We start from the raw sequence: 16,680 nt of genomic DNA, 5'->3' as shown, positions 1-16,680 counted from the left end.
TCAGAATTACAGTTAATTTATCGCATAGATGACAAAAGGTACATGGTTAAAATTAGGATAGTTTAAGCTAAAAACCAATCCTAAATTGAAGTCATCAATAGGGATATCGATCCTAGTTTTCTGACTTTATTCTGAATATCGAGTTTCAATTTAATCCCTGTACTCATAGTAATCAGAATTTTTATTGATCCGCTTTAATCAATAACCCGCGGAGTAAAAGGTTTAGTGCTGTTCTTCCAGACTTGAGTCTTTGATTATGGTCTTCACCATCAGCTATCCAAAACGCGGTTTCAGCTAAACTGCCATAAATTAAGCAGGCGAGTGCTTGCGGATCAGCTTGCTCAATGATTCCTTGCTGGATAAGTTGTGCTATCTGTCTTTGCATAGAATTAATACAGTGCTGTTGCGAATCTATAGATGCACTACCCAATACCGCCCGTGCATCACGCAGTACGATGCGTTGATATTCTGATTCTATTGCCATGTCCAGATAAGTATGACAACGCTGACTAAATCCTGACCAAATATCTTTAGCTTGTTCGGAGATCATGTCTAAACGTTGATCCATTTCATGATCGATTTGTGCGACGACTGCAGCCAGTAATCCTTTTTTATCACCAAAATGGTGATACAACGCACCACGAGTGAAACCTGCTTGTGCGGTGAGATCATCCATTGAGGTATCGGCATAACCGCGTTCACTAAAGACTTTTCGAGCCATTGCGATCAGTGCAGCACGGGTTTCTTCCATTTCAATACGAGTACGACGAACCATCAACTTCTCCTTACATACGTTTCGTATGATTATTTACATACACTGCGTATGAATGTATGCTTTATTCATACGCAGTGTATGTATTTTTGCTGAATCCTTATATGTTTGCAAGTGATTGTATTCAGGAGAGTCTGATGATTGGTCCATATAGAGAACTATTTTTTGTCGCGGGGACCCAAGGTTTTGCTTTGGCTGGGCTATTGGCTCGGATTGCCTTACCGATGACCGGCATTGGTATCATTGTTATGTTGTCTCAAATGAGGGGGAGTTATGCGCTGGCAGGAGGAGTATCTGCGGTATTCGTATTGACATACGCATTAGTGTCGCCCCAAGTATCAAAGTTAGTTGATCAATATGGACAAAGCCGCATACTGCCTATCGTAACAACGATCAGCAGTATTGGTTTACTAGTATTGGTATTTGCTTCATGGTGGCGGGCAGCTGATTGGACGTTGTTTGTGGGGGCATTATTGGCGGGTTTTATGCCCAGTATATCTGCCATGGTAAGGGCGCGTTGGACGGCAATATATGCTGGACAAGCTCAATTACAAACCGCTTACTCACTAGAAACAGTACTAGATGAAGTCACCTTTATTATTGGCCCGCCATTGTCTGTTGGCTTATCGGTAGCAGTGTTACCACAAGCAAGTTTACTGGTTGCAACATTGTTGTTGATTATCGGTGTATTTTTACTGGTGTTACAACGAGGTACAGAACCCCAAATCGACACACAAGATTTAACTCATAAGCGTTCCGGCTCAATCATTATGCTTGTTCAGATACGCTTGCTGACATTGTTAATGGTTGGAATGGGGATCATTGTAGGCACGATTGATATCGTTAGTGTCGCCTTTGCTGAACATCTTGGTCAGCCTGCAGCTGCTAGTTTGGTGCTTTCTGCATATGCGTTAAGTTCATGTTTAGCTGGCTTATTATTTGGTGCAGTTAAATTGAAAATGTCTTTACAGCATCTTTTATTACTTGGAGGTGTGGCAACTGCAGCGAGTACATTACCCTTATTATGGGTGAATAGTATTACGATGCTGGCAAGTAGTGTTTTACTGGCAGGAGTATTTTTTGCACCGACGATGATCGTCGCAATGGCACTGGTTGAGCGCATTGTGCCAAAACATCGCCTGACGGAAGGTATGACATGGTTACTGGCTGGGTTAAATGTTGGCGTGGCACTAGGAGCAGCAATCTCTGGACAAATGGTTGATGGCTATGGGCTACGATCGGGTTTTCTCGTTGCATTATGCGCAGGGGGTATGGTGTTGGTGATTGTATTATGGGGACATTACCGTCTGGCTAATGACAGCATAACCATATCAAATGATCCGTCATGATGATCAGCACGATTCTTTTTGCTGTGCTTCCTGGAATGGTCTTCGATTGAGGGCTTTAGTTTAAGTGAATAACTGTGATTCATAAAAAAACCATTTCAGCGACTCAATGCGGAAATGGTTTTTATGAAATATGTGTGCTTAAGATAGCGTTAAAGGATTTTATCTAAAGCGTATTGTGTTGCTAATAGTGCGTTGGTTATGTAGTGCATTGGTTTTGCTGCAGAATAAAACTCTAATTTTTCCCCACTATGTGTTAATTGCGTTTTAACTGCCCAATTCATTTTTTGCCCAGTTCGGATCATCTAACATTTGATATACACGTTTCTTATCAACATCATTTTCCCATACACCAATCACTAAAGTTGCGACACAATTACCAATCAAGTTGCTTACTGCTCTTAAAATACCAATCAGCCAATCCACTGAAAGGATCAATACCAAGCCAATCGCTGGGATAACAGGAAAGCTGGATAAAGTCGCAGCGAGTACAACGATCGCTGATGCAGGAATGCCATGTGCTCCTTTTGAGGTAAATAAGGTGATTAAAAGAATCATGATGAGGTCTGAAATTGTTAGGTGAACACCTGTCGCTTGCGCGATAAATACAACAGCAAGGGTGAGATAAATTGAAAAGCCATCTAAGTTAAAAGAGTAACCCGATGGAATGACTAGGCTTACAGTGGAGTCTTTTATCCCTAATTTTTTTAGTTTATACATCACTTGCGGTAATACTGAATCAGAAGATGATGTTCCACATACGATGGTGATTTCTTCTCTAAAATAGCGAATGAGCTTAAAAATATTGAAACCTAGGAGTTTTAATACCAGACCAAGTATGACGATCACAAAGAAAATCACAGTTGCATAATAAATTAAGACCAAATAGCCCAAATTAAGTAAAGTTTCTATTCCAAATTTTGCCACGGTAAAAGAAATTGCACCAAAAACGCCGATAGGAGCCAGTTTGATGATGATGGACATGATTTTAAAAATAACTTGAGATATTTTGTCAATAAAAGAGGCGACAGGTTCACTGACATCTTTAGACAGCATAGATAATGCAACGCCAAATAAAATTGAAAAGACAACCACTTGCAGAATATCATTCCCTGTAAATGCGCCCACAGCGGTTTGAGGAATCATATTTAAAAAGAAATCAGATACGCCTGTAACTGCATGGATATTTTCATTGTACTTGGTCATTTGGGACGCATCTAAAGTTGAAATATCCACGTGCATACCATGCCCAGGTTTAAATATGTAGGCTGCGGCTAATCCTAAAATTAAAGCGATAGTGGTCATTATTTCAAAATAAATCAGCGTTTTTATTCCCACTTTCCCAGCTTTTTTTAAGTCTCCTGCACCATAGATTCCTAACACAATGACACAGAATATAAGCGGTGCAATCAGCATTTTGACAAGTTTGACAAAGCCATTACCAAACACTTGAAAATTGATCGCAATATGTGGCAAAAAGTAACCGAATAAACAACCAATCACCAATGCAATCATCACTTGTAAAAATAAAGAGCGTTTAATAAGCTTCATTGAGGAGATTCATAACTAAAAGGTCACTTGAAAAAGCAATAGTTATGCCATTTTTTGAATGAATAATTTTTGGTCTTTTCTGTAGTTTTTGTTATGGCGGTATTTGATGTTTAATACATAGGCTGCTTAATAGTGGTATTTAATTATTTATAGATCAAAAAAATAAAAGGATATATAACAAGCCTTAAAACAATATCCTAAAACATTTAACAATAAGAAGCTAAAACTTGTACATCTACAATCGTATTTTTTGTTAGCTTGAAATATACCGTATTGTTGGAGTAAGAAAATGACTAAAAAAGTACTATTCATCACTTCCAATTCTGGCGTTGAGCATGATGAGCTTAAAAAACCTTTGGACTTTTTGACGAGCAAGGGCATAGAAAGCATACACGCTGCGATTGAATTAAACGATGTACGAACCGTTGTTCATGATGATGAAAAATCGGTGTCATATAGTCCGCATGCGATTTTGGAAAAAGTAGATCCAAGTGATTATGATCTACTGGTTATTCCAGGGGGAACGGTCAATGCCGATCAATTGAGAATTGATGAGAATGCTAAGAAAATCATTCAATCCTTTACAGACCATAAGAAACCGATTGCTGCCATATGTCATGGACCATGGGCTTTAATCAATGCAGAAAGAATTAAAGATAAAAATTTGACTTCATATAAAAGTATTCGTATAGATTTAGAGAATGCAGGTGCAAACTGGATAGATGAAGAAGTTCATCGTTGTAATACGGGGGGATGGGTACTCATTACATCGCGTAATCCAGATGATATTCCTGCCTTTAATGAGGCGATATTAAAAGAGTTGGAATAAGTGAATAGAGCAGGCTAGGCAAAGTTTAAACTTTTGAGATAGCCCTTTAATCGAGGGTTATTTCATATAATCTTTGAATATGTTGGGTTTTAATTCCCCATACGGAACCAGATATTCTACGTTGATGATTTTCAAAACTTTGTCGATTCTCAAAAACTTCATGTACATCCCAAATTAAGGGATTTTGGCTTTGTTTGACCTCAAAAGAAACACAACCTTGTTCTTGTCTGGTTAACTTGATATGTTCTGGAAGACACTTGATTACGATATTTAATTCTTGTTCAGACACACAGATTAACTGACCACTTAGCTTAACCATAGCATTCTCATTGATAAAATATAGCTGTTGTTTTATGTAGGCGTAGGACGAGTCTTATATTATTATTTATTGCGTAAAAATTTAATACGCATTTTTTATTGGATTGCTCACATATTACTTATAGAGAAGTGATACTTAAAATATAAGGTTAATATATAGAGCGTAAATCGTCATATTTCTCTACATAAGAAAATAAAAACTTGTAGGAAAAGTCATAAAAAACGTAAAAGATCGCCACGATAAAATAAAGTTAAATCATAAAAAAACTTGAGCTTTTGAAAGAGCATAAAGGCGATGCTGACTCACTCTAAAAAGCAGTTGACCGCTACAGACTTCAATCTATTCAGATGACCAAGTGGATGAAGTTGCCTAAGTAGAGCACCAATTTTATAAACCATCCTATATTGCACTCATAAATAGCAAGCTTGCATTTTGACTAAAAAAAATTGATCTAAATTATTGCATATCAGTCTCACATATATAAAAAGGATATAAAAAACAGGTTGTTAGTTTTTGGCATGGATCCTGCAAATGTAATTCAAACTTGTATACAAGATGGGATTCAAACAATGTACTTAGAAAAAATGAGTGGCTGGACGATTAGTGATTGGCAACGGGCTTATCAAACTGGTGAAATTAATATCGAAAAATTGTGTGACTTAGTGAGTGAGTTTGATCCGCAAGATAATGCATGGATTTCAATTGCGACTGTCGAACAAATCAAACAACAGATTGAAGATCTTCAAATCGATACTCATGACTTAGAGAATATTTATCTGCAATTTCCGTTATATGGAATTCCATTCGCAGTTAAAGACAATATTGATGTAAAAGGATTTGTGTCTACTGCGGCATGTAAGATCATTTCTCATCCTGCTGAACAAGATGCTGCACTTGTCCAGTTATTGAAAAATGCTGGCGCGGTTGTCGTTGGTAAAACAAATTTGGACCAATTTGCAACTGGATTAGTTGGCACTCGATCTCCTTATGGCGCAGTTAAAAATAGCTTTAATCCAAATTATGTAAGTGGTGGATCAAGTTCTGGTTCAGCGAGCGTAGTGGCTCGTGGTCTGGTGCCTTTTTCATTGGGAACTGATACTGCAGGGTCTGGCCGTGTTCCAGCTGGTTTTAACAATATTGTTGGATTAAAACCAACCAAAGGGCGTTTTTCAAATCATGGTCTATTGCCTGCCTGTAAGACTGTTGATTGTATTTCGATTTTTGCTTTAACAGTTGTAGATGCTGAATATGTTGCCAATCTATTAGAAAAACATGATGCGCGAGATAGTTACTCGCGGAAGAATCCAAAAACAGCGCCAGCACGCTTTACCTCAAAACTCAATTTTGCAATACCCGACACTTTAAATTTTTTTGATGATCAACAATCGGAACAAGCGTTTAACCAAGCACTAAAATTACTTGAGTCTTTTCAGGCTTCTATTACAGAGATTGATTTTACGGCTTTTGAAAAACTCGCAGTACAACTTTATCAAGGACCTTGGGTGGCTGAACGAACTGCTGCTTTAGAAGATTTTATCGAAAAAAATCCTGAAGCATTTGATCAAACAGTTTTAGAAATAGTTAAACAGGGTTATCAATACACAGCGATTGATGCTTACAACGCAGAGTATCTAAAACAAGATTTGGCACGTGAAATTCAGGAAAAATTGGCTCAATTTGATGCTTTGATCGTACCAACATCCCCCACAATTTACACAATCGAAGAAATGAAAATTGAACCCATTAAGTTTAACTCTCATTTTGGTACATATACTAATTTCACCAATTTGGCTGATTTAAGTGCACTGGCTTTACCCGCAGGGTTTCGAGAAGACGGCTTACCTTTTGGAATTACTTTAATTGCACCTGCTTGGCATGATGCTGCATTAACTCATTTTGGAAAACTCTGGCAGCGATATCTCGATTTAAAGTTAGGGGCAACACAAGCAAAATTGAAATCTACTCAACTGGATTTAACCCGATCTGATCATCATATCCGTGTTGCTGTTGTTGGGGCTCATTTAACAGGTATGCCACTGAATTTTCAATTGACCAGCAGAGATGCTGTACATATTGAAACGACCAAAACTGCCAGTAAATATTCTCTATATGCATTGAATGGGACAGTGCCGCCTAAACCGGGCCTTGCACGTAATGAAGCTGAGGGGAAAGCCATTATTGTAGAACTTTGGGATATTCCAACTGCTCGTTTTGGGGAGTTTGTTGCAGAAATCCCGACACCACTGGGTATGGGAAATGTGGAACTTGAAGATGGGCGCTGGGTAAAAGGCTTTATCTGTGAACCTTATGGTTTGGAAGATGCAGAGAATATCAGTCATTTGGGAGGATGGCGGGCATATATCCAACAGCGAAATAATCCAGTACCAGCTGTATCGAATTAAGGGGGGAAAGCATCATGTTTCATACTGTATTAATTGCAAACCGTGGTGAAATTGCTGTAAGAGCCATTCGAACCTTAAAGAAATTAGGCATCAAAAGTATAGCTGTCTATTCAGACACAGATCGTTATGCTCAGCATGTATTAGATGCAGACCTCGCAGTTGCTTTACAGGGGATTAAGCCAGCAGATACGTATTTGAGTATTGAAAAGTTAATCCGAATTGCAAAAGACACAGGCGCACAAGCGATTTTCCCGGGTTATGGTTTTCTTTCTGAAAGTGCTGAGTTCTCTCAAGCATGTGAGGAAAACGATATTGCATTTATGGGGCCTACAGCCGAGCAAATTTTAGAATTCGGACTAAAACATCGTGCACGTGAACTGGCGGCCATAGCCAATGTGCCAATGACACCCGGAACAGGTTTATTAAATAGTTTAGATGAAGCACTCGAAGCTGCGGAAACAATTGGTTATCCGATCATGCTGAAAAGTACCGCAGGTGGTGGCGGTATTGGTTTAACCCGCTGTGACTCAAAAGATGCCTTAATGGAAGCTTATGAAAGTGTGAAACGCTTAGGTGAGCAATTTTTTAAGGATGCTGGCGTCTTTTTAGAACGCTTTATAGATAAGGCTCGTCATGTAGAGGTACAGATATTTGGTGATGGTCAAGGTCAAGTGGTTGCTTTGGGAGAACGGGATTGTTCACTACAACGTCGTAACCAAAAAATTGTTGAAGAAACACCTGCAGCAAATTTACCTGACGCAACACGAAAAAAACTACATCAAGCTGCAATTAAGCTCGGAAAATCGGTTCAATATCGTAGCGCTGGAACCGTTGAGTTTATTTATGATGCAGCACGAGATGAGTTTTATTTCTTAGAGGTCAATACTCGACTACAAGTTGAACACCCTGTAACAGAAATGGTAACAGGGCTGGATTTAATCGAATGTATGCTAAAAGTCGCATCAGGGGATCGGTTGGATTGGGATGACTTAGCGCATATACAGCCCCAAGGTGCAGCTATAGAAGTTCGGGTCTACGCAGAAGACCCAGTTAAGAATTTTCAGCCGAGTCCAGGTGTTTTAACTGATGTTTATTTCCCTGAAGGAATTCGGGTTGATACATGGGTATCTACAGGCACTGAAATTTCTCAATATTTTGATCCAATGATTGCTAAGATCATCGTTCATGCTGAAAATCGTGAGGCTGCGATACAAAAGTTAAAACAAGCATTAGTTGAAGCACGACTCAACGGTATTAGTACCAATCTTGATTATGCGCGTGAGATTATTTCAGATGTTCGCTTTGAAAGTATGCAAATCTGGACACGGATGTTAGACGATTTTAAATATACACCTCGGGTGATTGAAGTGGTTCAGCCGGGAACATTAAGTTCGATTCAAGATTATCCTGGGCGTATTGGTTATTGGGATATTGGCGTCCCACCATCAGGCCCTATGGATGATTTTGCTTTCCAATTGGCAAATAAAATTGTAGGCAATGATGCTAAAGCTGCGGGTTTTGAATTTACCTTGATGGGGCCTACGTTAAAATTTCATGCTGATACCACCATTGCATTAACAGGTGCGCCATGTTCTGCATATCTTGACGATCAAACTATTCATTTTTGGCAACCGATCACAGTCAAGTCTGGACAGATACTTGAGTTAGGGCAAGTTGAATCCGGTTGTCGAACATATCTTTCAGTACGGGATGGTTTGGATGTCCCAGTATATTTAGGCAGTCGCTCGACTTTTGCATTAGGTAATTTTGGAGGTCATGCTGGTCGTACACTTCGTGCAGGTGATACGATTAAAATGGTGAATCCGACTTTACTTATGAATGAGTTACCTATTGCCATTGCACAACCACAAGCATTGTCTAACCACTTAATTCCAAGCTATAGCACCGAATGGAAAATCGGAGTGCTATATGGCCCACATGGCGCACCAGATTTTTTTAAACAAGAATATATTGAAGAATTCTTTGCTTCAGAATGGACTGTTCATTTTAACTCAAACCGTTTAGGAATTCGTTTAAGTGGGCCAACGCCTAGTTGGGCACGAGAAAATGGTGGAGAAGCTGGATTACATCCTTCCAATGTACACGATTGTGAATATGCCATTGGCGCAATCAACTTTACAGGTGATTTCCCTGTTATTTTAGCTAAAGATGGACCAAGTCTTGGTGGGTTTGTTTGCCCAGTAACGATTGCTAAAGCAGAATTATGGAAAATCGGACAACTTAAAGCAGATGATAAAATCTCTTTTTATCCATTAAGCGTAGAACAAGCGAATCAATTAGAACAACAGCAGCTAGATTTGATTGAAAACTTTTCAACTGCAGTTCCAGATGTAGCCCCTATTTCTAAAGCGGAAATGGGTACGACGATTTTGGCACAGAGAGAGGCTATGCAGCTTTCTCCAAAAACAGTTTATCGTCAAGCCGGAGATAGTTATATCTTACTTGAGTATGGTGACAATATTCTGGATCTTTCCCTTAGGTTACGTGTCCACAAATTGATAGAGCTGATACGTGCTCACAATATCGCAGGTATTTTAGAATTATCACCTGGTGTTCGTTCCTTGCAAATTAAATATGATGGTTTGATCATCCCGCAAAAAACGCTAATCGCTGAACTGCTCTATTTAGAAGAACAAATGGGAGATCTAAGCCAAATAAAAATACCATCACGTATCGTTTATTTACCCATGGCATTTGAAGATAGTGCCACCCTGAGTGCAGTTGAACGATATCAGGAAAGTGTTTGCGCCAAAGCACCATGGCTTCCAAATAATGTGGATTTTATTCAGCGAATTAATGGTTTGAAACACCGTGATGAAGTTAAACAAATCTTATTTAATGCAAATTATCTTGTGCTTGGATTAGGAGATGTTTATCTGACAGCACCTTGCGCAGTACCGATAGACCCGCGTCATCGTTTATTAAGCTCTAAATATAATCCAGCACGTACATTTACCGCAGAAGGGACTGTGGGAATTGGTGGTATGTACATGTGTATTTATGGAATGGATTCACCAGGTGGATACCAATTAATTGGTCGCACATTACCGATCTGGAATAAATTTAAAAAGAATAAACAATTTGGCGATAAACAATGGTTCCTGCAATTTTTTGACCAAATCAAATTTTTTGAGGTTACTGAAGCTGAATTAGATCAGTGGCGTTTAGATTTTGCCAATGGTCAAGCTCAAATTCAAATTGAAGAAACTGAATTTGATTATGCGCAATACTGTAAATTTTTAGAGGATGAAGCTGACAGCATCGAGGTCTTTAAAGAAAAACAACAGTTTGCTTTTAAAACTGAAGTTGAACGATGGAAAGAAGATTTTATCCATCCAGCAGAAACCCAAAAGGATTACATTGAACAGCAAGATTTTAGTCACTTTGTCGCTTTAAATGCATCAATGACAGGCAATATATGGAAAATATTGGTTGAACATGGTCAAGTGGTGAAGAAAGGTGAAACTGTAGCGATCATCGAGGCTATGAAAATGGAATTACCTGTATATGCATCTGAAGACGGTATTGTAAAAGCTGTGACTTGTCGCGCTGGTCAGACAGTACATAGTGGTGAGCCATTGGTCTATATGGAATAGGATATGACTGAAATAAAGAATTCTTTAAAAAGCTCAGACAATTTGTCTGAGCTGGTTTATCGAAGAATCAAGAATGATTTTTTTGATTTTAAACTTATGCCGAGTGAGCGTTTTACTGAGTCAGAAATTGCTAAAACTTATCAAGTGAGTCGTACCCCTATACGTCAAGCTTTATATCGTTTACAGCAGGAAGGTTATGTAGAGGTTAGTTTTCGAAGTGGTTGGCAGGTGAGACCACTGAACTTTAGATATTATGAAGAACTGTATGATGTTCGCATCATTTTAGAAAAAGCAGCCATCGAAATACTTTGCGCTCATATTGGGGAGCCATCAATTGAGTTGGCAGTATTAAAAGATTTATGGTGTATCGAACCTGAGCAATACCTAAAAGATATTAAGGCGCTTTCTCAACAAGATGAAGATTTTCATTGTTCTCTTGTTCGTGCAGCAGGTAATCAGGAAATGGCACGAATACATCGAGAACTGAGTGAAAAAATTAGAATTATTCGTCGCTTAGATTTCTCCAAACAATATCGTATAGAGGCAACTTATGCTGAGCATCAGACTATTTTAGGTTTTATTTTTAGAAAAGAGCGGGATTCTGCGCTAAATGCGACTACAGAGCATATCAAACAGAGCCGTGATGAGGTAAAGAAAATTACATTGCAAATGCTAGATTCTAGTCAATTTATTTAAGCTAAGGGGGAATATACTATATTCAAAAGTTTAATCTACACTTGAAATTATCTTTTTGATCTCAAATAAAAATCAGGGAGTTGTACTAGATAAGGTTTCAACATTAAATCTTAATTATCTACCACATTCAACTTGTCCCAATCCATTCTTTCGGCATGTTGTAACATTTCCATTTTGATCAGTAATTTCTAATTGACCTAGTCCATTAATACGTTGGGTGGTTCTATTTCCATACGAATCTGTAGACTCAACCTGGCCTAATCCATTTTTCCTGTAGGTGGTTGTATTACCATAAGAATTATGTGATTCGACTTGTCCCAACCCATTTCTGCGATAAGTAGTTGTATTACCATAAGAGTCGGTGGATTCAACCTGACCTAATCCATTTCTACGGTATGTTGTTGTATTTCCATATGAATCCATTGCTTCAACTTGACCCAATCCATTTTGTCGATAAACAGTTTCAGCTAAAACTGACTCTATACAGAATAAACTTAAGAATAGCAGAGTGATTTTTTTCATTTATTAACATTTCTTTAAAATTAAAAAATAAATTTTAAAAGTTTAATTTAGTAATATCAATTGTCTATTTAAGTAAATTGTTACCTAAACCTTCAAATAAGAGCCTTTATTCTTAGTATCATTCAAAGCACTACACTCATTGTATTTTGCAAGAGTATTGTTGATCCATAGTGCTATTTCTTTGCCCTGCCTTGACTCAAGTTTTAAGAGTTTAGGGCAACGTAGCATTCGGTTATTGATATGAAAATATCTATAGTTTCGCCTAAGCTGTATTATGTTAATTTCAGGGAATCAAAAAAGTATCTTACTTATTACAATTTTTGGAAAATGTAGGCTGTTTATGTCATTTGACTTCGTAGAAATCTTTAAAGAAATTGATCATCATAAAAATGATCTAGATATTGATAATTTTATGACAACGATCATCAATCATTGTTATGAAATACAGCCAATCAAAAGTTGGGATCTATTCAAGTTGGCTGCCTAAAATATCCCAAGTGAAAATCTCCAGATAATTCAGCACACATCACACAGAGTCGTGGTGAATATATTAAAGTGTGGTATGACGGAGTTACAAGACACCATTAGGTGGTTGGAGTGAATATGATATTCATCATATTAAGCCTCTAAAATTTTGAGGTATTAATAATTTAGTACCTTTACAAAGAAAAATGCATCAAAAGGAATATTATCAGTTTTGGAATAGGTACTAGTATGAATGATAGTTTTGAAGTCACTGTGGAATTATTAAGAAATAGTTGGACGAAACCTAAAGTAATAAATAATATTTCCATAGATATGTTATTTAGATGTCGGTTCTTACATGGAATAAATGAATTTGATGATATACCCTTTTCTGAAGATTTTATCGAATTCTATAAAATTTCTAATGGTGCATATTTGTTTGAAGATGTTATATATGGACAATGGGGATTAATATTATTAGATTTATATTTTATAGAAATAAAAACAAAAGAATTTATGCTTGATTATAGAGATGATTTCGTCTTCGGAGATTATATTATTGGTGAGTTTTTGGGAGATAATGATTTATTGCTATTAAGGTTGGATAAAACTAAAGAGGATTATGGTTCTATAATAGTTGCAAATCGAATGGATAGCAGAGAAGAGTGGAAAAAAGTAGAAAGTAATTTTCGTAATTTTATAGTGAATTTTGCAATTAATGAGGGACAGAAATATTGGCAATGAATATTTTTGAGTTTGATGTGTGCTGATGAAACCGCAGGGTTTAACTTGGTAAACTATATATACTCATCAGGAGTTTACTATGAGCAAGAAACAAAAGTTTTATTCAGCAGAGTTTAAAGCTGAAGAGATAAAAGTCATTGAAGAAAACAAAGGTAATGCGTGAGCGTACTTTCCAATAGCTTTAGAGCCCAAGAATTTTAAATCTTCTCCAGCAAAAACTCTTTTTTGTTTTATATCAAATGATAACGTGATCGGTTGAGCTGTTTGCTCATCAGCCAATAAACCTTTAGATTCTAATTCATCCGTTAGTTTCTGAACATATCGTTCTTTTATTTGGTCTTGAGTTGAAAATGTTGGAGCATCTACTTTGCTCGCTAAACTCACATTTACCGTTTCAATATGGTATTTCTTAGGCTGTATATTTTCTACAGTATTTACACTTTTATAAGGTTTATAAAATTGGGTAGGTTTTGCATAAACGAGAGATGTGCTAGTTGCGATTAATGCCAAAATCGTAAAATGTTTGAATTTCATATATAAACCAATGGTGGTGAGTTTCAAGATAGTTGAAGGAATGAATAATTATAAAAAATTAATTTTTAAGCGATTTAAAGAGTTCATAATTCACTAACGTAATAGTACGAGAAGAGTCAGTACCAACACCTGCTACAATAGAAGATGATTTAACTTCTTTATTCATTTATTTTCCTTAATTTCAAATGTTTATAGAGTATATATCATAGTTTTTTTAATGTATTCGTCAATAAATTATTTTTTAAGAAGCAGTACTTGGCAAAGAGCTAAAGCTGATGATTTCTAAAATATATTGAAAAACGGCCATTCTAAAATCACAGACAACAAAAAAACCACTTAGGATTAATGCACCTAAGTGGTTGTCTTATTTGGTGGGCCCGCCCAGACTTGAACTGGGGACCAACGGATTATGAGTCCGCTGCTCTAACCAACTGAGCTACAGGCCCTTCATCAAGTGAATTGATTAATTATCAACTACTTGGAACGTGTGCAATACTATCTAAGATTTTAGAGTTTATCAAGTTTTTTTTACAAGTAGACTGTAGAGAATAGCTTGATATAGTATTTAGCATTGCGACAGCTAGAGATTCTATATATGTCAACACCAAGAGTAAAGCTGACAAAAGACATTTATTGATCAATTGGAGCTTAGATCTGCGATTTATCGAGACAATAAGTTGATTGGCTTTGTTGTACGTGTAAATAACAGCGATAAAACTTATATCGCTGAAAAGAAAGTTCTCAGTCGATCTATTTGCTCAACTTCGGATTATATGGAAATATCGATCTAGACTAAGCGTATGAATTGGTAGAGAGAAAATTGCTGCAAATGGCATAAGGGATAAATCCCAACCCAGAGAAAAAGCAAAAATATCAGAGCAGCAACAACAATTAAATATCGAGAAGAAGAAGTCTACAGTAGCTAGAGCAAACGAAGTTTTTATGGATTACCTCAATTTAGAGTCTTTTCAAGCAAGATCAATCATAGACTATACAATCAAAAATAGATCGTTTAAAAAGAGGGCGGTATTTGGAAGTGTGATTAGCATCTTAATTTAAGATTTTTTATTTTAAATAGGATTTTAATTAAATTCACTATTAGAAAAGCAAGGAAACACCTTGCTTTTCTTAATCTGCTTTAAACATTTTTAAAACGCTAAGCTTATAAAAATAGCTGCAAATTACTCTAACTTAGCCTTGCCAACTCGCAAGCATATAGATCACAATCGCAAGCAAAAATAGACCCACTATGAGTAAAATATATTTTGGGATTCTACGCTTTTCTTGTGCTTTTTCTGATCTTTCTTGAGCTGTTGATGGGTTGTTATCAGGTTGCATATTAACCTCTAAGATTTATCAAGTGATTAATTTATATGGTGGACTAATCTCATCAATACTGTGTGAATAAATGTTGTTAAAAAGTGATCAATGTAGATTAAGTGAAATTTTAAGTATTAAATGAAATGATACTTTAAAATAAGGGTTAGTTATTTTAAAAATAAAAACATAGTGTTAATTGGTATTCTATATTGAGTTAAAATAAATAAGCATGACTCAAATTCACAAGAACTTACAACACTAAACAGCGAATAAAATAATCCATGTTATAAAGATAATCCTTATATTTATCGTTATATGGAGACGTGATTATGCCTATAGGAGATAAATCTGCATATACAGCAAAGCAGAAAAGACAAGCCCAACATATTTATGAAAGTGAGAAAAAACAAGGCCGTTCTGATGAAGATGCACAACGTATTGCTTGGGCGACCGTAAATAAGCAGGATGGAGGTGGGAAAAAATTACGCCACTCTTAGCTGATTCAATCCACCTCGGTGGATTTTTTATTTGTTAAATAAACTGCTAACTTTGAAAAATTAAATAATAGAGTTATAAAGATGATTTTTAACGTTTGCCTATAGGATTATCTGTGCTCGTTATTTAAAACATTACGCCGTTATTCATTACCCATATTACTACTCATAAATTCTAGAATAGAAAATATATCAACATGCAAACCGAGCGAATATCAAAGTGTAATTTATTAGACAGATTTTAAAAAGCAAATTCTTAGATCAGCATGCCAATCAAAATACAATGATTGATGAAGGATCTAAATCAGAAATAAGGTTGCTCAATATCAATACAAAGCCATCAATACAAAACCAATAGTGATCACTTGAAAATTAGATCCTATCTCCTATAATAAGCTATCAAATGATAATGATATGTATTCTTGATTATGTTTAAAGGTAAAAGCTTCGATAATTTTTTAAAATTTAGCTTCTTTATGTTTATGGTTTTAACCTTTTGTGCGCTCGGCATGGCGATCTATGAGAAATTCATAGGTCAAGCAGATAAAATTGTTTTAGGTCCAGCCTTAACCTTTATGTTTTTTGCATTTTTTGCAAAATATCAATATGCAATTCAATACTGGGGCAAACGCCTCGATCTTATCAATGAAGGCGAAAGACAACGCCAATTAAGATTGGATGAAGATACGAAAGTCTTAAAAAATAAGATTTAATCAAATATAAAACGCTCGATGAAACTCATCGAGCGTTTTATATGGAATAAGTGTCAATCTACTTCAGAACGTGACACACATAAATTGAATAAAACTCAGTTGTAATAGGCAAAATCTATACTTCTAGCCAAGTGTCTTTAACCTCTTGAGAATCTTTAGTTAAGATCACTTTTTCGCCTTTTATCTCACCAACCCAAGATGTTGGGATGAGATGGTGATGTCCATCGCCATGTTTGGTCAGTTTGATTTGGTCTGCTCCAACAAGGTGATCTACCTCACCAACTTTGGTTCCACAAGACGCAATAACATCGGCATGATTCTTAATACTTTCAACATTGATAGAAGTCATTTGATAC

15 protein-coding genes, 1 tRNA gene and 1 pseudogene are annotated in these 16,680 nt (G+C 36.5%); 9 read left to right on the top strand and 8 right to left on the bottom strand.

What is annotated here, in order from left to right; translation table 11 throughout:
* Positions 1-181: 181 nt before the first annotated feature.
* Positions 182-775, bottom strand: coding sequence for a TetR/AcrR family transcriptional regulator (locus tag FHR28_RS11255; protein ID WP_166782597.1), 594 nt, complete (start codon positions 773-775; stop codon positions 182-184).
* A 134-nt stretch (positions 776-909) separates the two neighbouring features.
* Between FHR28_RS11255 and FHR28_RS11250 the strand changes: the two genes are divergently transcribed.
* Complete coding sequence (locus FHR28_RS11250) at positions 910-2,121, top strand: MFS transporter (protein ID WP_166782596.1); 1,212 nt, start codon at positions 910-912, stop codon at positions 2,119-2,121.
* A 264-nt stretch (positions 2,122-2,385) separates the two neighbouring features.
* Here the strand turns inward: FHR28_RS11250 and dctA are convergent, their stop codons facing one another.
* Positions 2,386-3,669: a C4-dicarboxylate transporter DctA gene (gene dctA, locus FHR28_RS11245; protein WP_166782595.1), complete on the bottom strand. Its 1,284-nt coding sequence runs from the start codon at positions 3,667-3,669 to the stop codon at positions 2,386-2,388.
* 289 nt (positions 3,670-3,958) lie between these two features.
* On the opposite strand from dctA, the gene FHR28_RS11240 reads away from it, so the two are divergent.
* The gene (locus tag FHR28_RS11240; protein ID WP_004821051.1) at positions 3,959-4,498 is read left to right on the top strand and encodes a type 1 glutamine amidotransferase domain-containing protein; all 540 of its coding nucleotides are present in this window, start codon (positions 3,959-3,961) and stop codon (positions 4,496-4,498) included.
* Positions 4,499-4,544: 46 nt separating this feature from the next.
* On the opposite strand, the gene FHR28_RS11235 is transcribed toward FHR28_RS11240, so the two are convergent.
* Positions 4,545-4,817, bottom strand: a complete 273-nt coding sequence (locus FHR28_RS11235) for a putative quinol monooxygenase (RefSeq protein WP_004721040.1) — start codon at positions 4,815-4,817, stop codon at positions 4,545-4,547.
* Positions 4,818-5,386: 569 nt separating this feature from the next.
* Between FHR28_RS11235 and atzF the strand changes: the two genes are divergently transcribed.
* From atzF to FHR28_RS11220, 3 genes are read left to right on the top strand one after another with little or no spacing between them, the layout of a single operon-like run.
* Entirely contained in the window at positions 5,387-7,219 is a 1,833-nt protein-coding gene (gene atzF, locus FHR28_RS11230; RefSeq protein ID WP_171527316.1) for an allophanate hydrolase, read from the top strand.
* 14 nt (positions 7,220-7,233) lie between these two features.
* Entirely contained in the window at positions 7,234-10,836 is a 3,603-nt protein-coding gene (gene uca / locus FHR28_RS11225; protein ID WP_166782593.1) for an urea carboxylase, read from the top strand.
* 3 nt (positions 10,837-10,839) lie between these two features.
* Positions 10,840-11,532, top strand: coding sequence for a GntR family transcriptional regulator (locus FHR28_RS11220; protein WP_166782592.1), 693 nt, complete (start codon positions 10,840-10,842; stop codon positions 11,530-11,532).
* Positions 11,533-11,646: 114 nt separating this feature from the next.
* Here the strand turns inward: FHR28_RS11220 and FHR28_RS11215 are convergent, their stop codons facing one another.
* The gene (locus FHR28_RS11215; RefSeq protein ID WP_004821063.1) at positions 11,647-12,054 is read right to left on the bottom strand and encodes a hypothetical protein; all 408 of its coding nucleotides are present in this window, start codon (positions 12,052-12,054) and stop codon (positions 11,647-11,649) included.
* Positions 12,055-12,768: 714 nt separating this feature from the next.
* On the opposite strand from FHR28_RS11215, the gene FHR28_RS11210 reads away from it, so the two are divergent.
* Positions 12,769-13,263, top strand: a complete 495-nt coding sequence (locus tag FHR28_RS11210) for an SMI1/KNR4 family protein (protein WP_004821067.1) — start codon at positions 12,769-12,771, stop codon at positions 13,261-13,263.
* A gap of 99 nt (positions 13,264-13,362) precedes the next feature.
* Here the strand turns inward: FHR28_RS11210 and FHR28_RS11205 are convergent, their stop codons facing one another.
* A complete protein-coding gene (locus FHR28_RS11205) occupies positions 13,363-13,797 on the bottom strand; it encodes a hypothetical protein (RefSeq protein WP_166782591.1) in 435 nt (144 codons plus the stop codon).
* A 369-nt stretch (positions 13,798-14,166) separates the two neighbouring features.
* Positions 14,167-14,243, bottom strand: a tRNA-Ile gene (locus FHR28_RS11200).
* Between the two features lie 149 nt (positions 14,244-14,392).
* On the opposite strand from FHR28_RS11200, the pseudogene FHR28_RS22080 reads away from it, so the two are divergent.
* Positions 14,393-14,585, top strand: a pseudogene (locus FHR28_RS22080) (integrase); the annotation flags it as partial.
* A gap of 403 nt (positions 14,586-14,988) precedes the next feature.
* Here the strand turns inward: FHR28_RS22080 and FHR28_RS11195 are convergent.
* On the bottom strand, positions 14,989-15,135 hold the full coding sequence (locus FHR28_RS11195; protein ID WP_004721032.1) for a hypothetical protein: 147 nt from the start codon (positions 15,133-15,135) through the stop codon (positions 14,989-14,991).
* Between the two features lie 311 nt (positions 15,136-15,446).
* Here FHR28_RS11195 and FHR28_RS11190 point away from each other — a divergent pair, with 311 nt between their 5' ends.
* Complete coding sequence (locus FHR28_RS11190; RefSeq protein ID WP_004721030.1) at positions 15,447-15,614, top strand: hypothetical protein; 168 nt, start codon at positions 15,447-15,449, stop codon at positions 15,612-15,614.
* A 425-nt stretch (positions 15,615-16,039) separates the two neighbouring features.
* Positions 16,040-16,324 carry a hypothetical protein gene (locus FHR28_RS11185; protein WP_004721029.1) on the top strand — a complete coding sequence of 95 codons (285 nt, stop codon included), beginning with the start codon at positions 16,040-16,042 and terminating at the stop codon, positions 16,322-16,324.
* 115 nt (positions 16,325-16,439) lie between these two features.
* On the opposite strand, the gene FHR28_RS11180 is transcribed toward FHR28_RS11185, so the two are convergent.
* A complete protein-coding gene (locus FHR28_RS11180; RefSeq protein WP_004721027.1) occupies positions 16,440-16,673 on the bottom strand; it encodes a DUF2171 domain-containing protein in 234 nt (77 codons plus the stop codon).
* Between the last annotated feature and the right edge of the window lie 7 nt (positions 16,674-16,680).

The sequence above is a fragment of the Acinetobacter sp. BIGb0196 genome, assembly GCF_011759595.1.
GTDB classification, from domain to species: Bacteria; Pseudomonadota; Gammaproteobacteria; order Pseudomonadales; family Moraxellaceae; genus Acinetobacter; species Acinetobacter guillouiae.
This window is presented reverse-complemented; position numbering and strand designations above follow the sequence as displayed.